This is a genomic window from Bowmanella denitrificans (assembly GCF_002887595.1).
Classification (GTDB): Bacteria; Pseudomonadota; Gammaproteobacteria; order Enterobacterales; family Alteromonadaceae; genus Bowmanella; species Bowmanella denitrificans.
In genome coordinates this window covers 237,884-258,466 of record NZ_PEBU01000007.1, presented here as the reverse complement: position 1 = coordinate 258,466, position 20,583 = coordinate 237,884, and the positions used below count along the sequence as shown (strand labels likewise).

At 49.7% G+C, this 20,583-nt stretch carries 19 protein-coding genes and 1 tRNA gene; 5 read left to right on the top strand and 15 right to left on the bottom strand.

The window, feature by feature from the left end; all coding sequences use genetic code 11:
• Positions 1–113: 113 nt before the first annotated feature.
• A tRNA-Val gene (locus CSR04_RS14710) sits at positions 114–190 on the bottom strand.
• Positions 191–349: 159 nt separating this feature from the next.
• On the bottom strand, positions 350–568 hold the full coding sequence (locus tag CSR04_RS14705) for a tellurium resistance protein TerC (protein WP_102797055.1): 219 nt from the start codon (positions 566–568) through the stop codon (positions 350–352).
• A 131-nt stretch (positions 569–699) separates the two neighbouring features.
• Here CSR04_RS14705 and ydiJ point away from each other — a divergent pair, with 131 nt between their 5' ends.
• The gene (ydiJ, locus tag CSR04_RS14700) at positions 700–3,726 is read left to right on the top strand and encodes a D-2-hydroxyglutarate dehydrogenase YdiJ (protein ID WP_102797054.1); all 3,027 of its coding nucleotides are present in this window, start codon (positions 700–702) and stop codon (positions 3,724–3,726) included.
• A gap of 2 nt (positions 3,727–3,728) precedes the next feature.
• Positions 3,729–4,124, top strand: a complete 396-nt coding sequence (locus CSR04_RS14695) for a DUF4826 family protein (protein ID WP_102797053.1) — start codon at positions 3,729–3,731, stop codon at positions 4,122–4,124.
• 31 nt (positions 4,125–4,155) lie between these two features.
• Here CSR04_RS14695 and CSR04_RS14690 read toward each other — a convergent pair whose 3' ends face one another.
• The 7 genes from CSR04_RS14690 to CSR04_RS14660 form a co-directional block, all read right to left on the bottom strand.
• Positions 4,156–4,614 (bottom strand): GNAT family N-acetyltransferase, encoded by a 459-nt coding sequence (locus CSR04_RS14690; RefSeq protein ID WP_102797052.1) that lies wholly within the window; start codon positions 4,612–4,614, stop codon positions 4,156–4,158.
• 68 nt (positions 4,615–4,682) lie between these two features.
• Positions 4,683–5,921 carry an adenylate/guanylate cyclase domain-containing protein gene (locus CSR04_RS14685; protein WP_102797051.1) on the bottom strand — a complete coding sequence of 413 codons (1,239 nt, stop codon included), beginning with the start codon at positions 5,919–5,921 and terminating at the stop codon, positions 4,683–4,685.
• A gap of 114 nt (positions 5,922–6,035) precedes the next feature.
• On the bottom strand, positions 6,036–7,409 hold the full coding sequence (purB, locus tag CSR04_RS14680; protein ID WP_102797050.1) for an adenylosuccinate lyase: 1,374 nt from the start codon (positions 7,407–7,409) through the stop codon (positions 6,036–6,038).
• Between the two features lie 12 nt (positions 7,410–7,421).
• Positions 7,422–8,051 carry a high frequency lysogenization protein HflD gene (gene hflD / locus CSR04_RS14675; RefSeq protein WP_102797049.1) on the bottom strand — a complete coding sequence of 210 codons (630 nt, stop codon included), beginning with the start codon at positions 8,049–8,051 and terminating at the stop codon, positions 7,422–7,424.
• Positions 8,052–8,053: 2 nt separating this feature from the next.
• Positions 8,054–9,166, bottom strand: coding sequence for a tRNA 2-thiouridine(34) synthase MnmA (gene mnmA, locus CSR04_RS14670; protein ID WP_102797048.1), 1,113 nt, complete (start codon positions 9,164–9,166; stop codon positions 8,054–8,056).
• Positions 9,167–9,233: 67 nt separating this feature from the next.
• A complete protein-coding gene (locus CSR04_RS14665) occupies positions 9,234–9,707 on the bottom strand; it encodes an NUDIX hydrolase (protein WP_102797047.1) in 474 nt (157 codons plus the stop codon).
• Positions 9,708–10,244, bottom strand: coding sequence for a pseudouridine synthase (locus tag CSR04_RS14660; RefSeq protein ID WP_102797046.1), 537 nt, complete (start codon positions 10,242–10,244; stop codon positions 9,708–9,710).
• A gap of 332 nt (positions 10,245–10,576) precedes the next feature.
• On the opposite strand from CSR04_RS14660, the gene CSR04_RS14655 reads away from it, so the two are divergent.
• Positions 10,577–12,802 (top strand): NADP-dependent isocitrate dehydrogenase, encoded by a 2,226-nt coding sequence (locus tag CSR04_RS14655; protein ID WP_102797045.1) that lies wholly within the window; start codon positions 10,577–10,579, stop codon positions 12,800–12,802.
• Positions 12,803–13,086: 284 nt separating this feature from the next.
• Here the strand turns inward: CSR04_RS14655 and cspD are convergent, their stop codons facing one another.
• The gene (gene cspD / locus CSR04_RS14650; protein ID WP_102797044.1) at positions 13,087–13,305 is read right to left on the bottom strand and encodes a cold shock domain-containing protein CspD; all 219 of its coding nucleotides are present in this window, start codon (positions 13,303–13,305) and stop codon (positions 13,087–13,089) included.
• Positions 13,306–13,510: 205 nt separating this feature from the next.
• On the opposite strand from cspD, the gene clpS reads away from it, so the two are divergent.
• Both clpS and clpA read left to right on the top strand, forming a co-directional pair.
• Positions 13,511–13,825 carry an ATP-dependent Clp protease adapter ClpS gene (gene clpS, locus CSR04_RS14645; protein WP_102797043.1) on the top strand — a complete coding sequence of 105 codons (315 nt, stop codon included), beginning with the start codon at positions 13,511–13,513 and terminating at the stop codon, positions 13,823–13,825.
• 30 nt (positions 13,826–13,855) lie between these two features.
• On the top strand, positions 13,856–16,120 hold the full coding sequence (clpA, locus tag CSR04_RS14640; RefSeq protein ID WP_102797042.1) for an ATP-dependent Clp protease ATP-binding subunit ClpA: 2,265 nt from the start codon (positions 13,856–13,858) through the stop codon (positions 16,118–16,120).
• A gap of 51 nt (positions 16,121–16,171) precedes the next feature.
• Here the strand turns inward: clpA and infA are convergent, their stop codons facing one another.
• The 5 genes from infA to CSR04_RS14615 all read right to left on the bottom strand — a co-directional run bounded on the left by infA (position 16,172) and on the right by CSR04_RS14615 (position 20,508).
• A complete protein-coding gene (gene infA / locus CSR04_RS14635) occupies positions 16,172–16,390 on the bottom strand; it encodes a translation initiation factor IF-1 (protein ID WP_006010397.1) in 219 nt (72 codons plus the stop codon).
• Positions 16,391–16,602: 212 nt separating this feature from the next.
• On the bottom strand, positions 16,603–17,280 hold the full coding sequence (locus CSR04_RS14630; RefSeq protein WP_102797041.1) for an arginyltransferase: 678 nt from the start codon (positions 17,278–17,280) through the stop codon (positions 16,603–16,605).
• Positions 17,281–17,284: 4 nt separating this feature from the next.
• Positions 17,285–17,992 carry a leucyl/phenylalanyl-tRNA--protein transferase gene (gene aat / locus CSR04_RS14625; protein ID WP_102797040.1) on the bottom strand — a complete coding sequence of 236 codons (708 nt, stop codon included), beginning with the start codon at positions 17,990–17,992 and terminating at the stop codon, positions 17,285–17,287.
• A 36-nt stretch (positions 17,993–18,028) separates the two neighbouring features.
• Complete coding sequence (gene trxB / locus CSR04_RS14620; protein ID WP_102797039.1) at positions 18,029–18,982, bottom strand: thioredoxin-disulfide reductase; 954 nt, start codon at positions 18,980–18,982, stop codon at positions 18,029–18,031.
• 59 nt (positions 18,983–19,041) lie between these two features.
• Positions 19,042–20,508: a RimK family protein gene (locus CSR04_RS14615; RefSeq protein ID WP_102797038.1), complete on the bottom strand. Its 1,467-nt coding sequence runs from the start codon at positions 20,506–20,508 to the stop codon at positions 19,042–19,044.
• Between the last annotated feature and the right edge of the window lie 75 nt (positions 20,509–20,583).

Sequence of the window (20,583 nt, the reverse complement as noted above, 5' to 3'; positions counted from 1 at the left end):
ATAGGTAAAGTGGTGCGTCCGAGTAGACTCGAACTACCGACCATCGGACCGGGCCATAGAGAGCGGTGGTGCTTGCACCAGCTTTTAGTGTTCGGGAGATTAAATAGTAAAATTGGTGCGTCCGAGTAGACTCGAACTACCGACCCCCACCATGTCAAGGTGGTGCTCTAACCAACTGAGCTACGGACGCACATATCAGACAGTGATTGTCTTGAGGTTATGTTTCAGATTTAAGACTCATCTGAGAACGGCGCGTATAATAACGATGCACTTTAAGCGGCGCAACTGCTTTTTCGGCTTTTTGCTTTGAACGCTGGTTTTGTATCCAGCCCGGCCGGAAAATAGTCGCCTAGCGGCTGAGTTTTCTGCTCAGCAGATAGTTATCAAGCTTCACTGCACCACGGCGCATTGAACGTTGGCAGTGATTCAGCCAGTTTCTTACCACGGGGAAGTCGATACTGAGCAGCATCAGGCCGGCCAGCAAAAACAGAACAGAGCCCGGCAAAATAAATAACAAGGTGCCTATCAGTGTGCAAATGATGCCCAGGGCAATGCGCAGGCTTTTCATCTTGAATTCCTCAATATGCCATCAGAGATAAAGTATAGGGATTCGCACTACAGAATCACCTGTCAAGTTGTTACAGGAGGTTGCGCCCTTGTGTATACTAGCGGCACTTTTTTTCAGCTAAGTCTGTGTGGATGTTACCTCTAGTTGATCCCAAAGCCAGTATTGAACAGGATTACCCTGACTATTTGCAGGCCCTGCAAGATGCCCACTTCAAAGGTGAGATAGAAACCAGCTATGCCAGTCGCTTGGCTGTGGCGACCGATAATTCGGTTTATCAGCGTTTACCACAGGCGGTGGTATTTCCCACCGATCTTGACGACCTGCAACTACTTGGCCGTCTGACTCAGACCTACAGCGGGGTGAGATTTTCTGCCCGTGGTGGTGGCACCGGCACTAACGGGCAATCCCTGACCGATGGTCTGGTGGTGGACTTGTCCCGTCATATGCATCAGATTCTGGAATTTAATCCTGAAGAACGCTGGGTGCGGGTGCAGGCTGGGGTGGTGAAAGACCAGTTAAATGATTTTTTGCGCCCCTATGGTTTTTTCTTTGCACCGGATCTGTCCACCAGTAACAGAGCAACAATCGGCGGCATGATAAACACCGATGCATCAGGGCAGGGGTCGCTGGTGTACGGTAAAACTAGTGATCATGTGCTGGCGCTTCGCTCGGTCTTAGCGGATGGCACCTTGCTGGATACGGCGCCACTGAGCTTAGAACAGGCCAGAGAACGGGCCAATCAGCCTGATGCAATTGGGCGGGTGGTGGCCCAGGTATTATCCAGCTGTGAGCAAAAGCGTGAGCAGATTCTGGCTAAGTTTCCACGTTTGAATCGCTTTTTAACCGGTTATGATCTGGAGCACGTGTTTGACACGGCTATGCAGCAATTTGACTTAAGCCGGGTGATTACCGGCTCTGAAGGCTCATTGGCCTTTGTGGCCGAAGCTAAGCTGAATGTCACACCTATCGCCCGATTTAAGACCCTGATCAATGTCAAATACGATTCCTTTGAATCTGCCCTGCGTCATGCGCCAGCCATGGTGGCAGCCGAGGCCACATCGGTGGAAACAGTGGACAGCAAAGTGCTGAACCTGGCCCGTGAGGACATTATCTGGCATTCAGTAAAAAGCCTGATAGAGGACGTGCCGGGTAAAGATTTGCAGGGCCTGAATATGGTGGAATACAACGCCGAAGCCGAACAGGACATGCATGACAAGATTACCGGCTTAGTGGCGATGTTGGATGACTGTATTGCTACAGGTCAATCCGGGGTGATTGGCTATCAACTGACCTCGGACAATGGCGATATTGGTAAAATATATGCCATGCGCAAAAAGGCGGTGGGTTTGCTGGGCAAAACCAAAGGCAGTAAAAAGCCTATTGCCTTCGCCGAAGATACCGCTGTGCCACCGGAAAAACTGGCCGATTTTATTATGGAGTTCCGTGCACTGCTGGATGCTAAAGGCTTGCAGTACGGCATGTTCGGGCATGTGGATGCCGGGGTATTGCATGTGCGCCCGGCATTGGATTTGTGTGATCCCCTGCAGGAAATGCTGATGGCGGAGATCTCGGATCAGGTCGTGGCACTGGTGGCCAAATATGGCGGCCTGATGTGGGGTGAACATGGCAAGGGCTATCGTAGTGAGTACGGCCCGGCGTTTTTTGGTGAAGAACTTTTCACTGAACTGCGCAAAATCAAATCCGCCTTTGATCCCCACAACCGCATGAATCCCGGCAAAATCTGTACGCCTTATGATTCCAAGGAAGTCTTGGTTAAAGTATCTGATACCAAGCGGGCAAGTTATGACAGGCAAATCCCACTTAAAGTGCGGGAAGCCTTTGAGCCAGCCATGAGTTGCAACGGTAACGGACTGTGTTTTAACTATGACACCACGTCACCCATGTGTCCTTCCAGCAAGATTACCCGCGATCGTCGTCACAGTCCGAAAGGCCGGGCGGGGCTGATGCGCGAATGGCTGCGGCTGCTGAGCAAGCAGGGTAGCGATGCGCACAAACTGGAAAGCAAGGGGCAGCGCTACAGTTTCACCAGACGCTTGTACAACAGTTGGCAAAAAGACAATGAACAGGACTTCTCGCATCAGGTGATGGAAGCAATGGACGGTTGCCTTGCCTGTAAGGCCTGTGCCAGCCAATGTCCGGTCAACGTAGATGTGCCTGGCTTCAGGGCCAGATTTCTGAACCTGTATTACGGACGCTACGCCAGGCCCTTTAAAGATTATCTGGTCGCTAATGTGGAAAAAATGGCCCCGCAACTGGCTAAAGCTCCCAGGTTGGTCAACGGCCTGATGACGCTGGGCGAGTGGCCGCTGCGCAAGTGGGTGGGCTACGTGGATGCCCCTAAACTGTCCTTTCCGACACTGGCCTGGCGGCTGGACAAAGAAGTACAGGCCTTTGATTTACAGGTATTGAAATCCCTAAACCCGGCGCAACTGGCTAAGCGGGTGCTGATTGTACAAGACCCTTTCACCAGTTTTTATGAGGCTGAGCTGATTGAAGATTTGGTACGCCTGGTACGAAAACTGGGCTTGCATCCGGTATTGTTACCCTTTAAACCCAATGGCAAACCTCAGCATGTTAAGGGTTTTTTGAAGGAGTTCGCTGCCACAGCCGCAAATTCGGCCGCATTTTTTAATCAGTTAACTGAACTGAATATTCCTTTGATTGGTGTCGATCCATCCCTGGTGCTTTGCTACCGGGATGAATACCAAAAAGCGCTGGGGGCAACCAGAGGGGATTTTAGGGTGCAATTAGTGCATGAGTGGTTAGCAGACGTGGCGCTGCCTGACGTGCCCGCCAACGCTTCGCCGTCTTTCGCCTTATTTGGCCACTGTACGGAGAAAACCGCATTACCTGCATCTGAAAAGCAGTGGCAGCAGATTTTTACCCGACTGGGTGCCAGTCTTACCCCCGTTTCGGTTGGGTGTTGTGGCATGGCTGGTACTTACGGCCATGAGGTGAGCCATTTGGAGGATTCAAAGGGCATTTTTAATTTAAGCTGGCAACAGGCGCTGGCGCGCTATGATGCCAATCAGGTACTGGCTACCGGTTATTCGTGCCGCAGTCAAACGGCCAGGTTACAAGGTTATAAACCCAGACACCCATTGCAGGCGGTGCTGAGCTTACTTGAGGAAAAATAATAATGACAGAACAACAATCATCCAACTGGGTTAGGGAACAATACCAGAAAGTAGCGCAATTCCTGGCCGAAAAAGGCGTGATAATAGATGCCGTGATCCTGGAACAAAGTCGGGTGATGGAGCCGGTACTGACAGTGTGGAAAGTCAAAGCCACCGATGGCAAGCAATATTGGGCTATAGGCGGGGATTTGCCCAGTGATGTGGCACCCGTGTCAGTGGCAGCGGATGCCAGAGCGGTACTGAAACATTTTTCTCTGCACTGGCAATTAAAAGCGGAAAATCTGTTGAAACTGGAAAATCCTGACCAAACCCAGCAGGATTTTGCCAAGTTATTAATAGGTCGTGCCGAAGGGTTATATGCTATGGCTGAGCAGGACGATCTCTGGAAAACCAGCTAAAAACACACCCCAGGGTGCCCGGATGGGCACCCTAGTGGGTAAACTCTACCCTTGGTAGAGAAAACTGTTTGATGTCGCAGGCCATTCTCTGACGAGGTATACCTGCATCCATATACACAGCTCCGACAGGACGAAATCCCTGTTGTTGGTAGTAACTGACACCTTCCAACTCGCACTGCACTGAGACCGTTTGCATACCTTGTTGCTCGGCAATTGCCAGCAGGGCCGCAAACAACTGTTGATATACCTCAGGTTTACGGCAGCTGTTGATAACCGCTATGCGGCCGATTTCACCCTCTGGGGTAATGCGGCCGGTAGCGATTTCGGCACCCGCTTCGTCAAACAGCAAAACGTGGCAGGCGGCGCTGTCCTGGCGGTCGAATTCCACATCTTTGGGGATCCGCCATTCGTAAACAAATACCTTTTCTCTTAGCTTTGTGAGCTTGTCTTTGGCGCTCATCCAGTCGACGTTTTTCACAATTAACGTCATCTGACTCGCCTCCCAAAGCGGCGCATCATTGCGCCGGTCTTTTAGTCTATTTTGTGTTCAAAAAATAATCAATCCCCGTTTTCATCTTCCTTGCTGGACAACAGCCAATAGGTCTGGCATTGACCCATGCCTTTTACATCCAGTCGGCACCTTGGCTTAAAGCGAAACTGATGGCGACATAATCTGTAAGTGTGCTCAGAAACCTGGATTTTGCCGCTTTGCCCCTGACTTTCCATGCGCGAAGCCAGATTGACACTGTCACCCCACAAGTCATAACTGTATTTGTCTCTGCCTATCACACCAGCTATCAGTTGGCCGCTGTTTAAACCGATGCGTAATCCGTTGCTGATATGATGCCGCTCACTGACGGTAGTAAAAATAGCCTGCATCTTCAGCGCACAAATACAGGCACGCCGGGCATGGTCTTCGACACTGACAGGTACCCCGGAGACGGCCATATACTCATCCCCATTGGTTTTAATTTTTTCCATTCCCAACGGTTTAAGGAGCTGATCAAATTCGCTGTACAGATCGTTAAGGTATTTCACCACGTCTTTTGGATCGCGGTTGTTCACAATGTCACTAAATCCTTCAATATCGGTGAACACCACAGTGGCACTGGCAAAGTGATCAGCGACCGGCTTGTTGCTGTGCTTCAGGCGCTCCGCAATAGGATCCGGTAATACATTCAGTAGCAGGTTCTCCGAGCGACGCTGCTCAGCAGCGATATGCTGCCAACTTTTGGCATGATCATAGAAAATATGCAGAGTACAGAGCAGGCAAATAATGGGAAAACTGAAATTTGTCAGCTGTTTTACAAAGCCCTGGTAGCCAGGAGCAACGGACAATAAGGGTGGCAAGCTGAGCTGTTCGAGCACCACAAAACAGGCAACAAAAATAACACCGGCACAGGCCAGTAATTTGACTTCATTGTGTTTGAATAAGAACGGCGAAATAAAAAATCCCAACATCAGGAACCAATGGCTGGCACTGGCATAGCCAAGATAAAGACTGGTAAAACTGATAAAGCTGGCATACCCGCCGATCAACAGGCGCCGGGCAAGCTTAGGGTAGCCGAGGCTGCTGCATACCGGAACAAGCGGGCAAAGCAGGGCGTGGAATAGCAGAATAAGGGTTTGAACATGGCCGCCCTGGGACCAAAAGTAAAGATGTATGGGTAAATGCATCAGCATCACACAGAACAGCAGTAGGGAAATAAGGTTGGTGAGTCGGACTGGGCTGATGTTAATGCACCCGTCACGACAAATACCGGCCCAAACCCAGGTTTTGAATAGTGCGGTGATCATGCCATGCTCCTTGCGGCTAATAATCCCTAAATCTGTGCTACAGGGTGCTCCTTGGTTTGCAAATAAAAACGCCCGCTAAAGGCGGGCGTATAAGTATAGTCTGGATTTTGCTGGTTAGCCGACCAGTGCGTCAACCAATTCCACAGCACGGCCTATATAGCCCGCCGGTGTCCATTGTTTAAGCTCTGTTTTAACTTCGTCGGGCAGGGCCAGACCATCGATGAAATCTGCCATCATCTGCTGATTAACCCGCTTGCCCCGTGTCAGCTCTTTGAGCTTTTCATAAGGTTTTTCGATACCGTAGCGACGCATCACGGTTTGAATCGGCTCTGCCAACAACTCCCAGTTTGCATCCAGCTCATTTAATAGACTCTGGGCATTCACTTCCAGTTTGCTGATCCCTTTCAGACTGGCCTGGTAGGCAATCAGGCTATAGCCAACTCCCACGCCCAAGTTGCGCAATACGGTCGAGTCGGTCAGATCGCGCTGCCAGCGTGATACAGGAAGCTTGGCCGCCAGGTGATCGAAAATCGCATTGGCCAATCCCAGGTTACCCTCAGAATTTTCGAAATCGATGGGGTTAACCTTATGTGGCATGGTAGACGAACCAATCTCGCCCGCTACGGTCTTTTGCTTGAAATGACCCAGAGCAATATAGCCCCATACATCACGGTCAAAATCGATCAGGATCGTATTAAAACGGGCTACTGCATCAAACAGCTCGGCAATGTAGTCATGGGGTTCAATCTGGGTGGTATAGGCATTCCAGACAATCCCCAGGGATTGTACAAATTCGCGCGAAATGGTTGGCCAATCCAGGTTCGGGTAGGCAGATAAATGGGCGTTGTAGTTGCCAACCGCACCATTTAACTTACCCAGCAGTTCCACTCCGGCAATTTGCTGGCGCTGACGCTCAAGACGCACCATCACATTGGCCATTTCTTTACCCATTGTGGTAGGGGAGGCAGGCTGGCCGTGGGTACGGGCCATCATCGGAATGGTTTTGTATTCGATGGCCAGGCGACGCAATTCACTGATAAGCTGGTCACAGTAAGGCAGAATGACCTTGTCCCTGGCTTCGCTCAGCATCAGGGCGTGGGACAGATTGTTAATGTCCTCAGAAGTACAGGCAAAGTGAATAAATTCACTGACTGCATTAAGTTCAGCATTGCCTGCCACTTTTTCTTTCAGAAAATACTCTACGGCTTTTACGTCGTGGTTAGTGGTCCGCTCGATTTCTTTGACTCTGGCGGCGTCGGCTTCGCTAAAGTCTGTGACGATGGCATCCAGCACGGCATGAGCTTCGGCACTAAATGCCGGTACTTCGGCAAGGGCTTCGATGCTGGATAGTTTCTGCAACCAGCGTACTTCTACCTGAACCCGGTATTTGATCAGGCCGAACTCGCTGAAAATTCCGCGAAGTTCTTGGGTTTTGCTGCCATAACGCCCGTCTACCGGGGAAATAGCTGACAATGCAGAGAGTTCCATGTTGGCTCCTGATTAGTGATTAATGCGTTTTAGCGCCTTCTCGGCGTTTTCCAGTACCGTGCGTCGGCTCAGTAAAATCTGGCGGCGCTTACCCCCCAACTGACGCCATAGCACTGCAGCACGAATTCCGGCCAGCAGCAGGGCACGTACCCTATGCTGAATCGCGGTTTGTTTTAACAGGTTAGGGTCACCGGCCACCTGGATACGTGGGCCAATGGGGCTGATGATATCAGAGTAAATGCGGGCCATATTCGCCAGCATCGGCTCATCGGTCAGGGCGTACAGGCTTTGTTGACGTTTGATGTGCTCAATGCGTTCACCTAACTCTGCCAACTTGCTGGGCTGTCTGGCCAGTTTGCGTTCCAGTCCGAGCAGGCTGGCTATATAACGGGTAATTTCCGCGTCTTTGGCGGCAGGCTTGCTGGATAGTTGCGCTTCGAGGGTCACAAAACCCTGGCGCAGGCTGGTCAGATTGCCAAAGATATCCTCAATATTTTCCGGATTGGTGGCCAACAGACTTTGAATACTGGCCACAAAGGCAGCATCATCGGCTTTACCTTTGCGGGCAAATTGTTGGACCAGTGCCGCACTCTGGCAGACACCTGCCAGTGCCAGGCTTTTGTCGAATTCTTTGTCGCTCATAATTAACGAATGTAACTCTCAATAATACCGCCACCCAGACAAACGTCATCAAGATAGAAGACGGCAGATTGACCCGGCGTAACGGCTTTTTGCGGCCGATCAAACATCACTTGTATTTGACCATTATCTTTTGGAGTGACGGTGCAGGGGATATCCTGCTGGCGGTAGCGGGTTTTTACCGTGCAGCGTATGGCGGTTTGTGGCCCTTGCCTGTCTACCCAATCCAGTTGTTTGGCCAGCAGACCGTTGGAATAAAGCCTGGGGTGATCGTCACCCTGACCCACTATCAGAACGTTGCGCGCCACGTCTTTGTCCACCACGTACCAGGGCTGGTCGCCATGGTCCTTTAAGCCACCGATATGTAAGCCTTTACGCTGACCCAAGGTGTGGTACATCAAGCCTTCATGGTCACCAATGACCTCGCCGTCTGCTGTTTCAATTTTGCCGGGCTGGGCTGGCAGATAACGGCCGAGAAAGTCGCGAAACTTACGCTCGCCGATAAAACAGATACCGGTGCTGTCTTTTTTGTCGTGGGTGATCAGCCCTTGCTCGGCAGCAATTTCACGGACCCTGGGTTTGGCCATGTCGCCAATGGGAAACAGGGTATGACCAACCTGCTGCTCATTTAGAGTATACAGAAAGTAGCTTTGATCTTTATTGTCATCCTGGCCGCGCAGTAATTGCCAGTGACCTTGATGCTGACGGCGACGCACGTAGTGACCGGTGGCAATATAATCCGCCCCCAGATCTTCCAGGGCAAATTCAAGGAAAGCCTTAAACTTGATTTCCTTGTTACACATTATGTCCGGGTTGGGCGTGCGTCCGGCCTTGTATTCGGCCAGAAAGTATTCAAACACATTGTCCCAGTACTCGGCAGCAAAATTAATCGTGCGTAGTTTAATTCCCAACTTGTCGGCAACAGCTTGGGCGTCTTTGAGATCTTCCGCCGCTGCGCAGTATTCGGCGTCATCGTCTTCTTCCCAGTTTTTCATAAACAAGCCTTCCACCTGATAGCCCTGCTCCTTTAACAAATAGGCTGAAACAGAGGAATCAACACCACCGGACATACCGACAATGACTTTTATCTGGCTTTTGCTTTGCACGTTTTCTCGCATGGGTAAGAACAGCTCAGGGTAATTAGAGACTGATGACTAAATTCAGGGAGCGCGAATTCTAGCAGAGTTACATCCCTGGCGCACCTGCTATGGACCGCTCAGGCAGATAATGGAATTGCCCAAGGTCATACTGTTGACCCCGCCGGAAATCTTTAATACAACGCAGCACCATAGGGGATCTCAGTTGCGCCTGGCGCTGGATGATGTCTTCCAGAGTAAACCAATGACAGGCTTTAATTTGCGTATCTACAGGGGGAGCTGTGATGGCTTCGGTAAGGCGTAAGCCAAAGCAAAGGCGCAGGAAGGTCAGATTTTCTCTGGCTACAGGGTACAAATAGGTGCCAACTAAAAACTGTGGCGTCAGGTTTAGCCCGGTCTCCTCAAAAAGCTCTCTTTGTGCGGCGTCGATAATGGATTCATTTTTTTCGAGATGCCCCGCGGGTTGATTAAACACAGATTCCCCGAGAATCTCTTCCTCGACCAATAGAAAACGGTTTTGCGCTTCCACCACACAGGCAACGGTGACATTTGGTTTAAACATTCAAATCTCCAGATACTGGCCGCAGGCCAGCCCGTCCAGCGTCCAGTTGCCGACCCGGTAACGAATTAAGCGCAACGTCGGGAAACCGATATGTGCTGTCATACGCCGTACTTGCCGGTTCCGCCCTTCAATGATACTGATAGACAGCCAACTGGTCGGAATCGACTGGCGAAAGCGCACGGGGGGATGGCGCGGCCATACTTGTGGCTCGGCCATAAGCTTGACCTTTGCAGGCAGCGTCATACCATCTTTAAGCTGCACGCCATCACGCAGTGCCTGCAGATCGTTGTCGCTGGGAATGCCTTCTACCTGTACCCAATAAGTTTTACTGGTCTTACTTTTAGGGTTGGCCAGCTTGTGTTGCAATTTACCATCACCGGTCAGCACCAGCAGGCCTTCGCTGTCCATATCCAACCGTCCAGCCGCATAAACATTGGGTACTGGAATATAGTCTTTGAGTGTCTGACGGCCCTCCTGGTCGGTAAACTGGCATAAAACGCCGAAGGGCTTGTTAAATAGCAGAGTTTGGCTTTGCATAACCTATAAGGAAAGAATTCTTCAGCTTGGCAGAATTGTCTTTATTATCCGGGTGCCCGACGGCCAGTCAACTCGCTCTAACTTGATAAAAATCAAACAGCAGCAGAACCCGGGCAGGCAGTATATACCCAAGTAGCACTTGTACTTAGCGGTTTTGGCCATATATGATTCAAACACTTTTAGTGCGGGACAATGATTTTTCCCGCTGCCATGGTGGGGTTGTGGTCCGGATTTGTTGGAGCCGGATCTTGTTTGCAGGAGATTGAGAGTGGCACCTGCCGCCCCAGACTATTCCAACCGGCCGCATCCAGCCGTAACAACAGAGGTATCAAATGACAAGCAAGTCAAAAATTATCTACACCAAGACTGACGAAGCGCCGGCCCTGGCAACCTATTCATTGCTTCCCATCATCAAGGCCTTCGCTTCCACCGCTGATATCGAGGTAGAGTTAAGCGATATTTCCCTGGCCGGACGTATTCTGGCTAGTTTCCCTGAGTCTTTGAGCGACGCGCAGAAAGTGCCGGATGCCTTGGCTGAATTGGGTGAACTGACCCAGCATCCTGAAACCAATATCATCAAATTGCCCAATATCAGCGCATCTATTCCGCAGTTAAAGGCAGCGATTAAGGAACTGCGCAGCAAAGGCTTTATGGTGCCGGAATACCCCGAAGAGCCGAAAAATGATCAGGAAAAAGATGTAAAAGCCCGTTATGGCAAAATTTTAGGTAGTGCGGTTAATCCGGTTCTGCGTGAAGGTAACTCTGATCGCCGCGCCCCGGCAGCGGTGAAAAACTATGCAAAAAGCCATCCTCATTCCATGGGCGCCTGGAGCCAGGCTTCGCGCACGCACGTAGCCCATATGCGAGGCGGCGATTTTTACTCACGGGAAAAGTCTGTCACGGTGGACAAAGCTGGCTATGTGCGAATCGAACATACCGATAAACAAGGTAAGGTGAGCGTACTCAAGCCGCGCGTGGATTTGCTGAAAAGTGAAGTCATTGACGGCATGTTTATGAGCAAGAAAGCTCTGTGTAAGTTCTTCGAAGAGCAAATTGAAGATGCCAAGCAAACCGGCGTATTGTTCTCCTTGCACGTGAAGGCCACCATGATGAAGGTATCGCACCCCATCGTATTTGGTCATTGCGTTAAGGTGTTCTACAAAGAACTTTTTGAGAAGTATGCAGATCTGTTTGCCGAACTTGGTGTTAACGCCAATGATGGTCTGGGTAGTGTCTATGACAAAATTTCGGCCTTGCCAGAATCACAGCGCAGTGAAATTCAGCGTGATATCAATGCCTGTTACGCCGACCGTCCGCCTATTGCTATGGTGAACTCAGATAAAGGTATTTCCAATCTGCATGTACCCAGCGATGTAATTGTTGATGCATCTATGCCTGCCATGATCCGCAGCTCGGGGCAAATGTGGGGACCCGATGGTAAGCCATATGATACCAAGGCCGTTATTCCGGAAAGTACGTATGCCACAATCTATCAGGAAGTGATCAACTTCTGTAAGACTCATGGTGCGTTTGACCCGGCAACCATGGGAACAGTACCCAATGTTGGCTTGATGGCGCAAAAAGCCGAAGAGTACGGTTCGCACGACAAAACCTTTGAAATCAAAGCAGACGGTACAGTGCGTATTATCGATCAGGACGACAAGGTGCTGATTGAACATGATGTCGAAGAGGGCGATATCTGGCGCATGTGCCAGACCAAAGACGAGCCGATTCGTGACTGGGTTAAATTAGCGGTTACCCGTGCCCGTCAGTCTGGTATGCCTGCCGTATTCTGGCTGGATGATGAGCGTGCTCACGATATCCAACTGATCAAGAAAGTCAATGAGTACCTCAAAGATCACGATACCAATGGTCTGGATATTCAGATTATGTCACCGGTGCGAGCCATTCGATACAGTATGGAACGTTGCATTCGTGGTCTGGATACCATTTCTGTGACTGGCAACGTGTTGCGTGACTATCTGACCGACTTGTTCCCGATTCTTGAGCTGGGTACCAGTGCCAAGATGCTGTCTATCGTGCCCTTAATGGCCGGTGGTGGCCTGTTTGAAACCGGTGCCGGCGGTTCAGCGCCTAAGCATGTTCAGCAGTTCGTTGAAGAGGGGCACTTGCGGTGGGATTCACTGGGTGAGTTTCTGGCACTGGCGGTCTCGCTTGAAGATCTGGCGATCAAACAATCCAATGGCAAAGCCGAGTTGTTAGCCAAGGCATTGGACAAGGCCACTGAGAAACTACTTAATGAAAACAAATCGCCGCTGCGCCGCGCTGGTGAACTGGACAACCGTGGTAGTCACTTCTATTTGGCTATGTACTGGGCCGAAGAACTGGCAAATCAGAGTAAGGATGCCGAACTGGCAGCGCGTTTCAAGCCCTTGTTTGCAAGTCTTCAGGCCAATGAAGCTAAGATCCTGGCGGATATAGACGCAACACAGGGCAATGCGTTGGACATTGGTGGTTATTACTATCCTGATGAAGCCAAAGTGAGTAAGGCCATGTTCCCGAGTGACACATTCCAGGCGGCTCTGGCTGCACTTTAATTAAACGTTAACAAGCGAAGCCCGGCGCAGTCCGGGCTTTTTTTATGCAGGAAGCATGCTGAAGGACAAACTATTCCCTCTACATGGTAATTCAGGAATAAATTACCTTTTTGCGAGCGAAAAATATAACCTGCTGAAACTAAAAATTATTTAGCAAGTTTCAACGCATTAGATGCAGCAGCTATAATTCAGATTTTTTAAATCTAAAATAACTAACGCAAAAATGTGCAACAAATAAAAAAGCAGATACTTGTATCTGCTTTTTTTATCTTCCGGAACCGGATTTATCTTTCCGGCTCACTGGCCAACTCAATATTTTCTGCATGCAGTCCCTTTGGACCTTGCTGCACCTCAAATTTCACTTCTTGCCCAGCTTTAAGAGAGCGATAACCCTCCATCTGGATAGTGGAATAATGAGCGAAAACATCTTCACCGCCGTCTTCCGGCACGATAAAACCGAAACCTTTAGCGTTGTTGAACCATTTAACCTTGCCAACTGCCATACTTCTGCTTCCTCTTGAGCCCTTGAACTGTCCTGAATTAATCCCCACAATGCAGTTAAGGGATTAAGGTTCCCTACAGCAAAATTTTCGGGAACCTAAAAAATGTAGATTTTTTAACCTGAATATGTCAAGGGTAAATTTAACATTTCACTAAAAAGTCAAAAATCCCATTAACCATTTTAATTGAGCAGCTATTATTTGAAGTATGAGCAAAGACAGCATCATAAGTCATGACAAGCAGTTGGAGGCGGTCAAGCGAAAGCTGCAGCCACCCCCCATGTACAAGGTTCTGCTGAACAATGACGACTACACGCCAATGGACTTTGTGGTTGAAGTATTGATGCGTTTTTTCAATATGTCGGCGGACAAGGCCAATCAGTTGATGTTAACCGTACATTATCAGGGCAGGGCGGTTTGCGGTGTGTTTACCGCAGAAATTGCTGAAACCAAGGTCATGCAGGTTAACCAGTATTCCAGAAAGCATCAGCATCCATTGATGTGCTCTATGGAGCAAGCTTAATTAGTCGGGCGTAGCAGTAAGGGGTCGCGTATGTTGAATAAAGATCTAGAGCAAACACTGAATCAAGCGTTTATTTTCGCTCGCGAACACCGTCACGAGTTTATGACGGTGGAGCATTTGTTGCTGGCATTGCTCGACAACAAAGCGGCCCGTGAAGCATTAAAGGCTTGTGGGGCAAACATTGACACAATCAAGGCAGAGTTAACTGACTTTGTTAAAGACACCACACCACTTATCCTTGATGGCCCTGAGTCTGACCGCGAAACTCAGCCTACTTTGGGCTTTCAGCGCGTATTACAGCGTGCGGTGTTTCATGTGCAGTCGTCTGGGAAAGACGAAGTCACGGGCGCCAACGTATTGGTGGCCATTTTCAGTGAGCAGGAGTCTCAGGCTGTTTATATTCTTAAGAAAGCCGATGTGACTCGTTTGGATGTGGTGAATTTCATTTCTCACGGTGTGTCCAAGTCGGACGAGGAAAGACCGCCTCAGACTGAAAGGGAAGAAGAAAGCGGAGAAGTGGAAGAAGGAACATCCACGCTGGAGAAATACTCCACCAACCTGAATGTACAGGTCAAAGACGGCAAAGTGGATCCCCTTATTGGTCGGGATTTGGAACTGGAGCGTACCATTCAGATCCTATGCCGTCGTCGCAAGAATAATCCTTTATTGGTCGGTGAGGCGGGGGTCGGTAAAACCGCCATAGCTGAAGGGCTGGCGTACCGTATTGTCAACAAGGAAGTACCAGAGGTGATTGCTCAGGCCACCGTGTATTCCCTGGATTTAGGTGGATTGCTGGCTGGTACTAAGTATCGCGGTGACTTTGAGAAGCGGCTTAAGTCTATATTACGTGAGCTGGAGCGCGACGAGCACGCTATTCTGTTTATCGATGAAATCCATACCATTATTGGTGCAGGCGCTGCATCTGGTGGTGTGATGGATGCGTCCAACCTGCTCAAACCTAAGCTTTCCAGCGGTGAATTGCGCTGTATTGGCTCAACCACGTACCAGGAATATCAGGGGATTTTTGAGAAAGACCGTGCCCTGGCCAGACGTTTCCAGAAAATAGACATCATTGAACCCAGTGTGGAAGACACCACCAAAATTCTGATGGGGCTTAAATCCCGTTACGAAGAACACCATGGGGTGCGTTTTACCCACAAGGCGGTACGAGCGGCGGCGGAATTGTCGGCCAAGTATATAAACGAACGCCATCTGCCCGACAAGGCTATTGACGTGATTGACGAAGCCGGCGCCAGTCAAAGGCTATTACCTGTGTCACGTCGCAAGAAAACGATTGGTGTGGCAGAGATTGAACACATTATTGCCAAGATGGCGCGAATTCCTGAGAAATCGGTGTCAGCATCGGATAAGGAAACCCTCAAAAATCTGGACCGCAACCTGAAAATGGTGGTATTCGGCCAGGACGATGCCATCGAAACATTAACCAACGCCATTCGCCTGTCGCGCAGTGGCCTGGGTAATGAAAGTAAGCCTATAGGTAATTTCCTGTTTGCTGGCCCAACCGGCGTGGGTAAAACCGAAGTTACTCAGCAACTGGCGAAGATCATGGGTGTTGAGCTGGTGCGCTTTGATATGTCCGAATATATGGAACGGCATGCGGTTAGTCGTTTAATCGGCGCGCCTCCTGGCTATGTCGGCTTTGATCAGGGTGGTTTACTCACAGATGCCGTTATCAAGCATCCTTACTCAGTGGTGCTGCTGGACGAGATAGAAAAAGCTCACAGTGATATTTACAACATTCTGCTACAGGTCATGGACCATGGTACCTTGACCGACAACAATGGCCGCAAAGTAGATTTTCGCAATGTGGTGCTGGTGATGACCACCAATGCCGGGGTGCAGGAGACGGTGCGCAAGTCGATTGGCTTCAAACAGCAGGATCACAGCCATGATGCGTTAGCCGAGATAAACCGTATCTTCAGTCCGGAATTCAGAAACCGTCTTGATGGCATCATCTGGTTTAACCATCTTGAGCCAGATGTAATTCTGCAAGTGGTAGACAAGTTTATTGTTGAGTTACAGGTTCAACTTGATGCCAAAGGCGTGTCTTTGGAAATCACCTCATCAGCCAGAGCCTGGTTAGCTGAGAAAGGCTACGACAAGGCCATGGGCGCCAGGCCAATGGCCAGAGTGCTGCAAGAGCATGTGAAGAAGGAACTGGCTAATCAACTGTTGTTTGGTGAGTTGTCTGAGGGCGGTAGTGTTAAGATTGATCTTAAAGATGACAAGCTGATCTTTGATTACAGCACCAGTGATTCCAAGGCTGAAGCCTGATAAACGAAAAAAGGCCCGTTAGCGGGCCTTTTTACTGTCTGAGTTTTTAAATTAACGAGCGCGGTAAATAATGCGGCCTTTGCTCAGATCATAAGGGGTCATCTCGACTGTGACTTTGTCGCCGGTGAGAATACGGATGTAGTTCTTACGCATTTTACCGGAGATATGCGCGGTGACCACATGACCATTTTCAAGCTCTACACGAAACATAGTATTTGGAAGGGTGTCCAATACCGTGCCTTCCATTTCAATACAGTCTTCTTTCGCCATCTAAAAAAATTACCTTTGTTTTAACACTGCTTATAGCCGCCTGACTTAATGTGGCGGTGATGAAAATCTGTTTCCTCCGCGTGGACAACATGCTGTTGTGGCGGGCGCTGATTCAGTGACAGACATCTGTCGACCCGATACCCGGAGAAATGCCGCGCAGATTTTGCCCAAATATGCCGCCAGTGTAAAGCACAGTCTGCAATTTTTTTCTGTTAGTACCACACACCCTGAATATATTTCTCATTGGGGGTGAAGCTGGCTTTGTAACGCATTTTTTCGCACTGATCGATTTGGTAACCCAAATAGAGGTATTGCTTGTTAAGTTCACGGGCCAGTTCAATTTGTCTGAGAATAGCCAGGGTGCCCAATGACAGCTTGGCGAGTTCAGGGGAAAAGAAGGTATACAGTGCCGATAATGCGTGATTGGTGACATCTGTTACCGCCACTGCAATTAGCTCACCTTCTAGTCTGAGCTCCAGAAACATAGGGTTGCCCCATGGAGCGCGAATAAATTGCTGATATTGCTCCTGGCTTGGCGGATACATACTGCCATCCTGATGCCGGGCGCTGATATAACGGGCATAAAGTGCGTAATATTCTTGATGGTCAGTATCGGCAAGGTGGTGTTTGACCGCTTGTCCTGCCTTTGCCACCCGTCGTTGATTGCGATTGGCCCTGAATGCCTGAACGGGTATCCGCAAGGACTGGCAGGCAGCGCATTGTGGGCAGTGCGGTCGATAAACATGGTCGCCGCTGCGCCTGAAGCCTGCGTTTAACAGGGCTTCATATTCGTTTGGTGTGATATCCGCATTGCCAGCTAATACAATTAGTTGCTCATACTGATGGGGCAGATAACTGCAGGCAAAAGGATGAGTCAGGGCAAATTTCATCGGTTCAGCTTAAAGACAAATCACCAGCCTGCCAGCAATGTTGTGGGGCAGGGCAGCTAACCGCCTGTTGTAGTTTGCTCAAAAAGCGACGCCTGGGTATTTCTTGTATACCCAGGGTGGCAAGGTGCGGGTTTTGCAACTGACAATCAATAAAGTGAAATTCCATGGTTTTTAGATAGCGGACCAGATGGAAAAACGCCAGTTTTGAGGTGTTACTGCGCAGATGAAACATTGATTCACCGCAGAATACCCTGCCAATGCTTACACCATATAAACCACCGACCAATTCTGCGCCCTCCCATATTTCTATGGAATGCGCATAACCTGCGTGATGTAAGTCCGTGTAAGCTTGTATCATTGGCTTAGTGATCCAGGTGCCGTTGATATCTCTGGGGACCTTGGCGCAGTGCTCTATGACCGCCGCAAAGGCTTTGTTCAAACTGACCTGGTAACGACCACTGCGGGCCAGTTTGGCCAGGCTGCCTGAACAAATAAAGCCATCCAGTTCCAACACCCCACGAGGGTCGGGTGACCACCACAGAATTGGCTCGCCTTCACTAAACCAGGGAAAGATGCCACTTTGGTAGGCCAGTAACAGTCGTTCTACGCTAAGGTCTCCACCAAGGGCGAGCAGGCCATTAGGATCGATGAGTGCATCTTCGGCATGAGGGAACTGTAGCTTGTGATCAAGCTTAATAAATTGTTTGCTCATAGGCAGGAGAGGCGGGCTGTTGCCCGCCTGCTAATACTATTCCAGGGCGTCCAGATATTTTTCGGCATCCAGGGCGGCCATGCAGCCAGTCCCGGCAGAGGTGATAGCCTGGCGATACACGTGATCGCAAACATCCCCTGCGGCAAATACGCCTGGTACACTGGTGGCAGTGGCATTACCATTAAGACCGCTATGGATCTTAATGTAACCGTCATTCATGTCTAACTGACCGACAAACATATCTGTGTTGGGTTTGTGGCCGATAGCCACGAACAGGCCCATGACATCCAGCTCTTCTGTGCCGTCGTTCTGGGTATCGCGAATACGGATTTTTGTTACACCCATCTCATCTCCCAGCACTTCATCCAGGGTCTTGTTGAGATGCAGCACCACATTACCGTTTTTGGCTTTGTCCATCAGACGATCGGCCAGAATCTTTTCGCTGCGGAAGCTGTCGCGGCGGTGAATAACATGTACCTCAGAGGCAATGTTGGACAGGTACAGGGCTTCCTCAACCGCAGTGTTGCCTCCACCGATCACCGCAACTTTCTGGTTACGATAGAAAAAGCCGTCACAGGTGGCACAAGCTGATACGCCTTTACCCATAAAGGCTTGCTCTGACGGTAGTCCAAGGTATTTAGCCGAAGCGCCGGTGGCAATAATCAGTGCGTCACAGGTATAGCTGCCGCTGTCGCCTTTGAGCGTATAAGGGTGCTTAGAGAAATCCACTGCATTGATATGATCAAAGATAATTTCGGTATCAAACTTTTCTGCATGTTTTTGCATGCGCACCATTAGATCCGGTCCAGTCAGGCCTTCCGGATCGCCCGGCCAGTTTTCCACTTCCGTGGTGGTGGTTAACTGACCACCTTGCTGGATACCGGTAATCAGCACAGGGTTGAGATTAGCACGGGCCGCGTATACAGCGGCTGTGTAGCCTGCAGGGCCTGAACCCAGAATCATCAGGCGGCTATGTCTTGCTTCAGCCATAATTTCTCCAGCTAAAAAAGGTTACTACATTAATTCAGTACAAAGGACCGGTGCCTCTGCTATTGCGACTCAAGTCTGCGCAAAAACTCTGCCATCACTTCATAATACAAGGCCTGGCCCAAAAATTTGTCTTCCACAGACGAATCGATACTGGGGTTGTCGTTGACCTCAATGACCGCCACCCGGCCGTCTTTGGTTTGTTTGACATCGACCCCATAAAAACCATCACCAATCAGGCGGCAGGCTTTTAACGATGCTTCCAGCACCGCTTGCGGTACTTCATAGGTTGGCATGGTTTCAAACCCACCCGTGGCGGCCTTTTTACCGTCATCATGACGATAAATCTGCCAATGGCCTTTGACCATAAAGTACCGGCACGCATATAAGGGTTTGTTATTAAGCACCCCAATACGCCAGTCGTATTCGGTATATAGGAACTCTTGCGCCAAAACCAAGGCCGAGGTCTTGCTTAATTTTTTCATCGCGTCCACCAACTCTTCCATATTGTTGGCTTTATACATTCCCCGCGAGAAAGCACCGTCCGGGATTTTCAGCACCATAGGTAAACCCAGATAGTCAATGGCGTCCTGCAGGCTTTCTCTGTCGGTGCGGCTGAGCAGCAAGGTTTTCGGCGTAGGTACTTTGTTGGCACGCAGCAAGTCAGCTAAATAGACTTTGTTGGTGCAGCGCAGGATGGATGTCGGGTCATCTATCACCACCATGCCTTCAGCTTCTGCCTTTTTGGCAAAACGATAGGTATGATGATCAATGGAGGTGGTTTCGCGAATAAATAAACCATCGTATTCAGCCAGGCGCACATAGTCCTTTTTGCCGATCAGCTCCAGGTTAATACCGAGCTTGTCCGCTGCCTTGATAAAATTGCTCAGCGCTTTCTTATCGCTGGGCGGCATGCTTTCTTCAGCATTGACCAACATGGCAACATCATAACGATAATGCTTGCGGGTTTTGGGTTTGCGCCACAGCCTGTTGCTGAATTTCTCCAGGGTGTTGGCTAAAAACTCCTGCTCGGCCTCGTCGGTAATTTCTTTGAGTGACAACGTGTGTACTTTATCCAACGTCCACTGGCCGTCTTTTTCCAACGTCACTTCCAGCACTGGCGCTGCAAAGCGCTCAAAAATACTCTTGGCTAAATCGGCCAGCTCGGGCTGCAGGCATTCGCCCAAAAATACCCGGAAGGTAATCTGACTGGCATCACCGGCAGGTTTCAGCTTGGCGATGGATTTGGCGACATCTTCGAGCTTAAGGGTGTAAAGCTTCTTACGACGTAGGTCGTTTAATACGCTGATGTTGGGAATAACCTTATGCCCGCGAGCTTCGGCCAGAAGGGAGCAGTAGTAGCCCCGGCCCAGCGCTCTTTTATTTCGGCAAAAGTTAAGTATTCTGACCGTTTGTTCGGCCGGAATGTCGGTTTTTGCCAGGTATTGATCAAAAGAAATGACTTCACGGCTTGGAAAATAGGGAGCCCAATCATCCAGGTCATCCACGACCACAAAATATCCAGACATAGAATCAAATGCCTTAGACGCCAGCCAGCGCCAAAAAAGAAGTAAACCAAGAGTCTATATTCTGCCACATTCTTG

Coding starts and splice junctions, on each gene's coding strand:
- CSR04_RS14665 (WP_102797047.1), bottom strand. CDS start 9,707: ATGTTTAAACCAAATGTCACCGTTGCCTGTGTGGTGGAAGCGCAAAAC.
- mnmA (WP_102797048.1), bottom strand. CDS start 9,166: ATGCGAGAAAACGTGCAAAGCAAAAGCCAGATAAAAGTCATTGTCGGT.
- CSR04_RS14695 (WP_102797053.1), top strand. CDS start 3,729: ATGACAGAACAACAATCATCCAACTGGGTTAGGGAACAATACCAGAAA.
- CSR04_RS14630 (WP_102797041.1), bottom strand. CDS start 17,280: ATGAAATTTGCCCTGACTCATCCTTTTGCCTGCAGTTATCTGCCCCAT.
- infA (WP_006010397.1), bottom strand. CDS start 16,390: ATGGCGAAAGAAGACTGTATTGAAATGGAAGGCACGGTATTGGACACC.
- CSR04_RS14655 (WP_102797045.1), top strand. CDS start 10,577: ATGACAAGCAAGTCAAAAATTATCTACACCAAGACTGACGAAGCGCCG.
- CSR04_RS14690 (WP_102797052.1), bottom strand. CDS start 4,614: ATGACGTTAATTGTGAAAAACGTCGACTGGATGAGCGCCAAAGACAAG.
- clpS (WP_102797043.1), top strand. CDS start 13,511: ATGAGCAAAGACAGCATCATAAGTCATGACAAGCAGTTGGAGGCGGTC.
- clpA (WP_102797042.1), top strand. CDS start 13,856: ATGTTGAATAAAGATCTAGAGCAAACACTGAATCAAGCGTTTATTTTC.
- CSR04_RS14615 (WP_102797038.1), bottom strand. CDS start 20,508: ATGTCTGGATATTTTGTGGTCGTGGATGACCTGGATGATTGGGCTCCC.
- trxB (WP_102797039.1), bottom strand. CDS start 18,982: ATGGCTGAAGCAAGACATAGCCGCCTGATGATTCTGGGTTCAGGCCCT.
- CSR04_RS14660 (WP_102797046.1), bottom strand. CDS start 10,244: ATGCAAAGCCAAACTCTGCTATTTAACAAGCCCTTCGGCGTTTTATGC.
- cspD (WP_102797044.1), bottom strand. CDS start 13,305: ATGGCAGTTGGCAAGGTTAAATGGTTCAACAACGCTAAAGGTTTCGGT.
- hflD (WP_102797049.1), bottom strand. CDS start 8,051: ATGAGCGACAAAGAATTCGACAAAAGCCTGGCACTGGCAGGTGTCTGC.
- ydiJ (WP_102797054.1), top strand. CDS start 700: ATGTTACCTCTAGTTGATCCCAAAGCCAGTATTGAACAGGATTACCCT.
- purB (WP_102797050.1), bottom strand. CDS start 7,409: ATGGAACTCTCTGCATTGTCAGCTATTTCCCCGGTAGACGGGCGTTAT.
- CSR04_RS14705 (WP_102797055.1), bottom strand. CDS start 568: ATGAAAAGCCTGCGCATTGCCCTGGGCATCATTTGCACACTGATAGGC.
- CSR04_RS14685 (WP_102797051.1), bottom strand. CDS start 5,921: ATGATCACCGCACTATTCAAAACCTGGGTTTGGGCCGGTATTTGTCGT.
- aat (WP_102797040.1), bottom strand. CDS start 17,992: ATGAGCAAACAATTTATTAAGCTTGATCACAAGCTACAGTTCCCTCAT.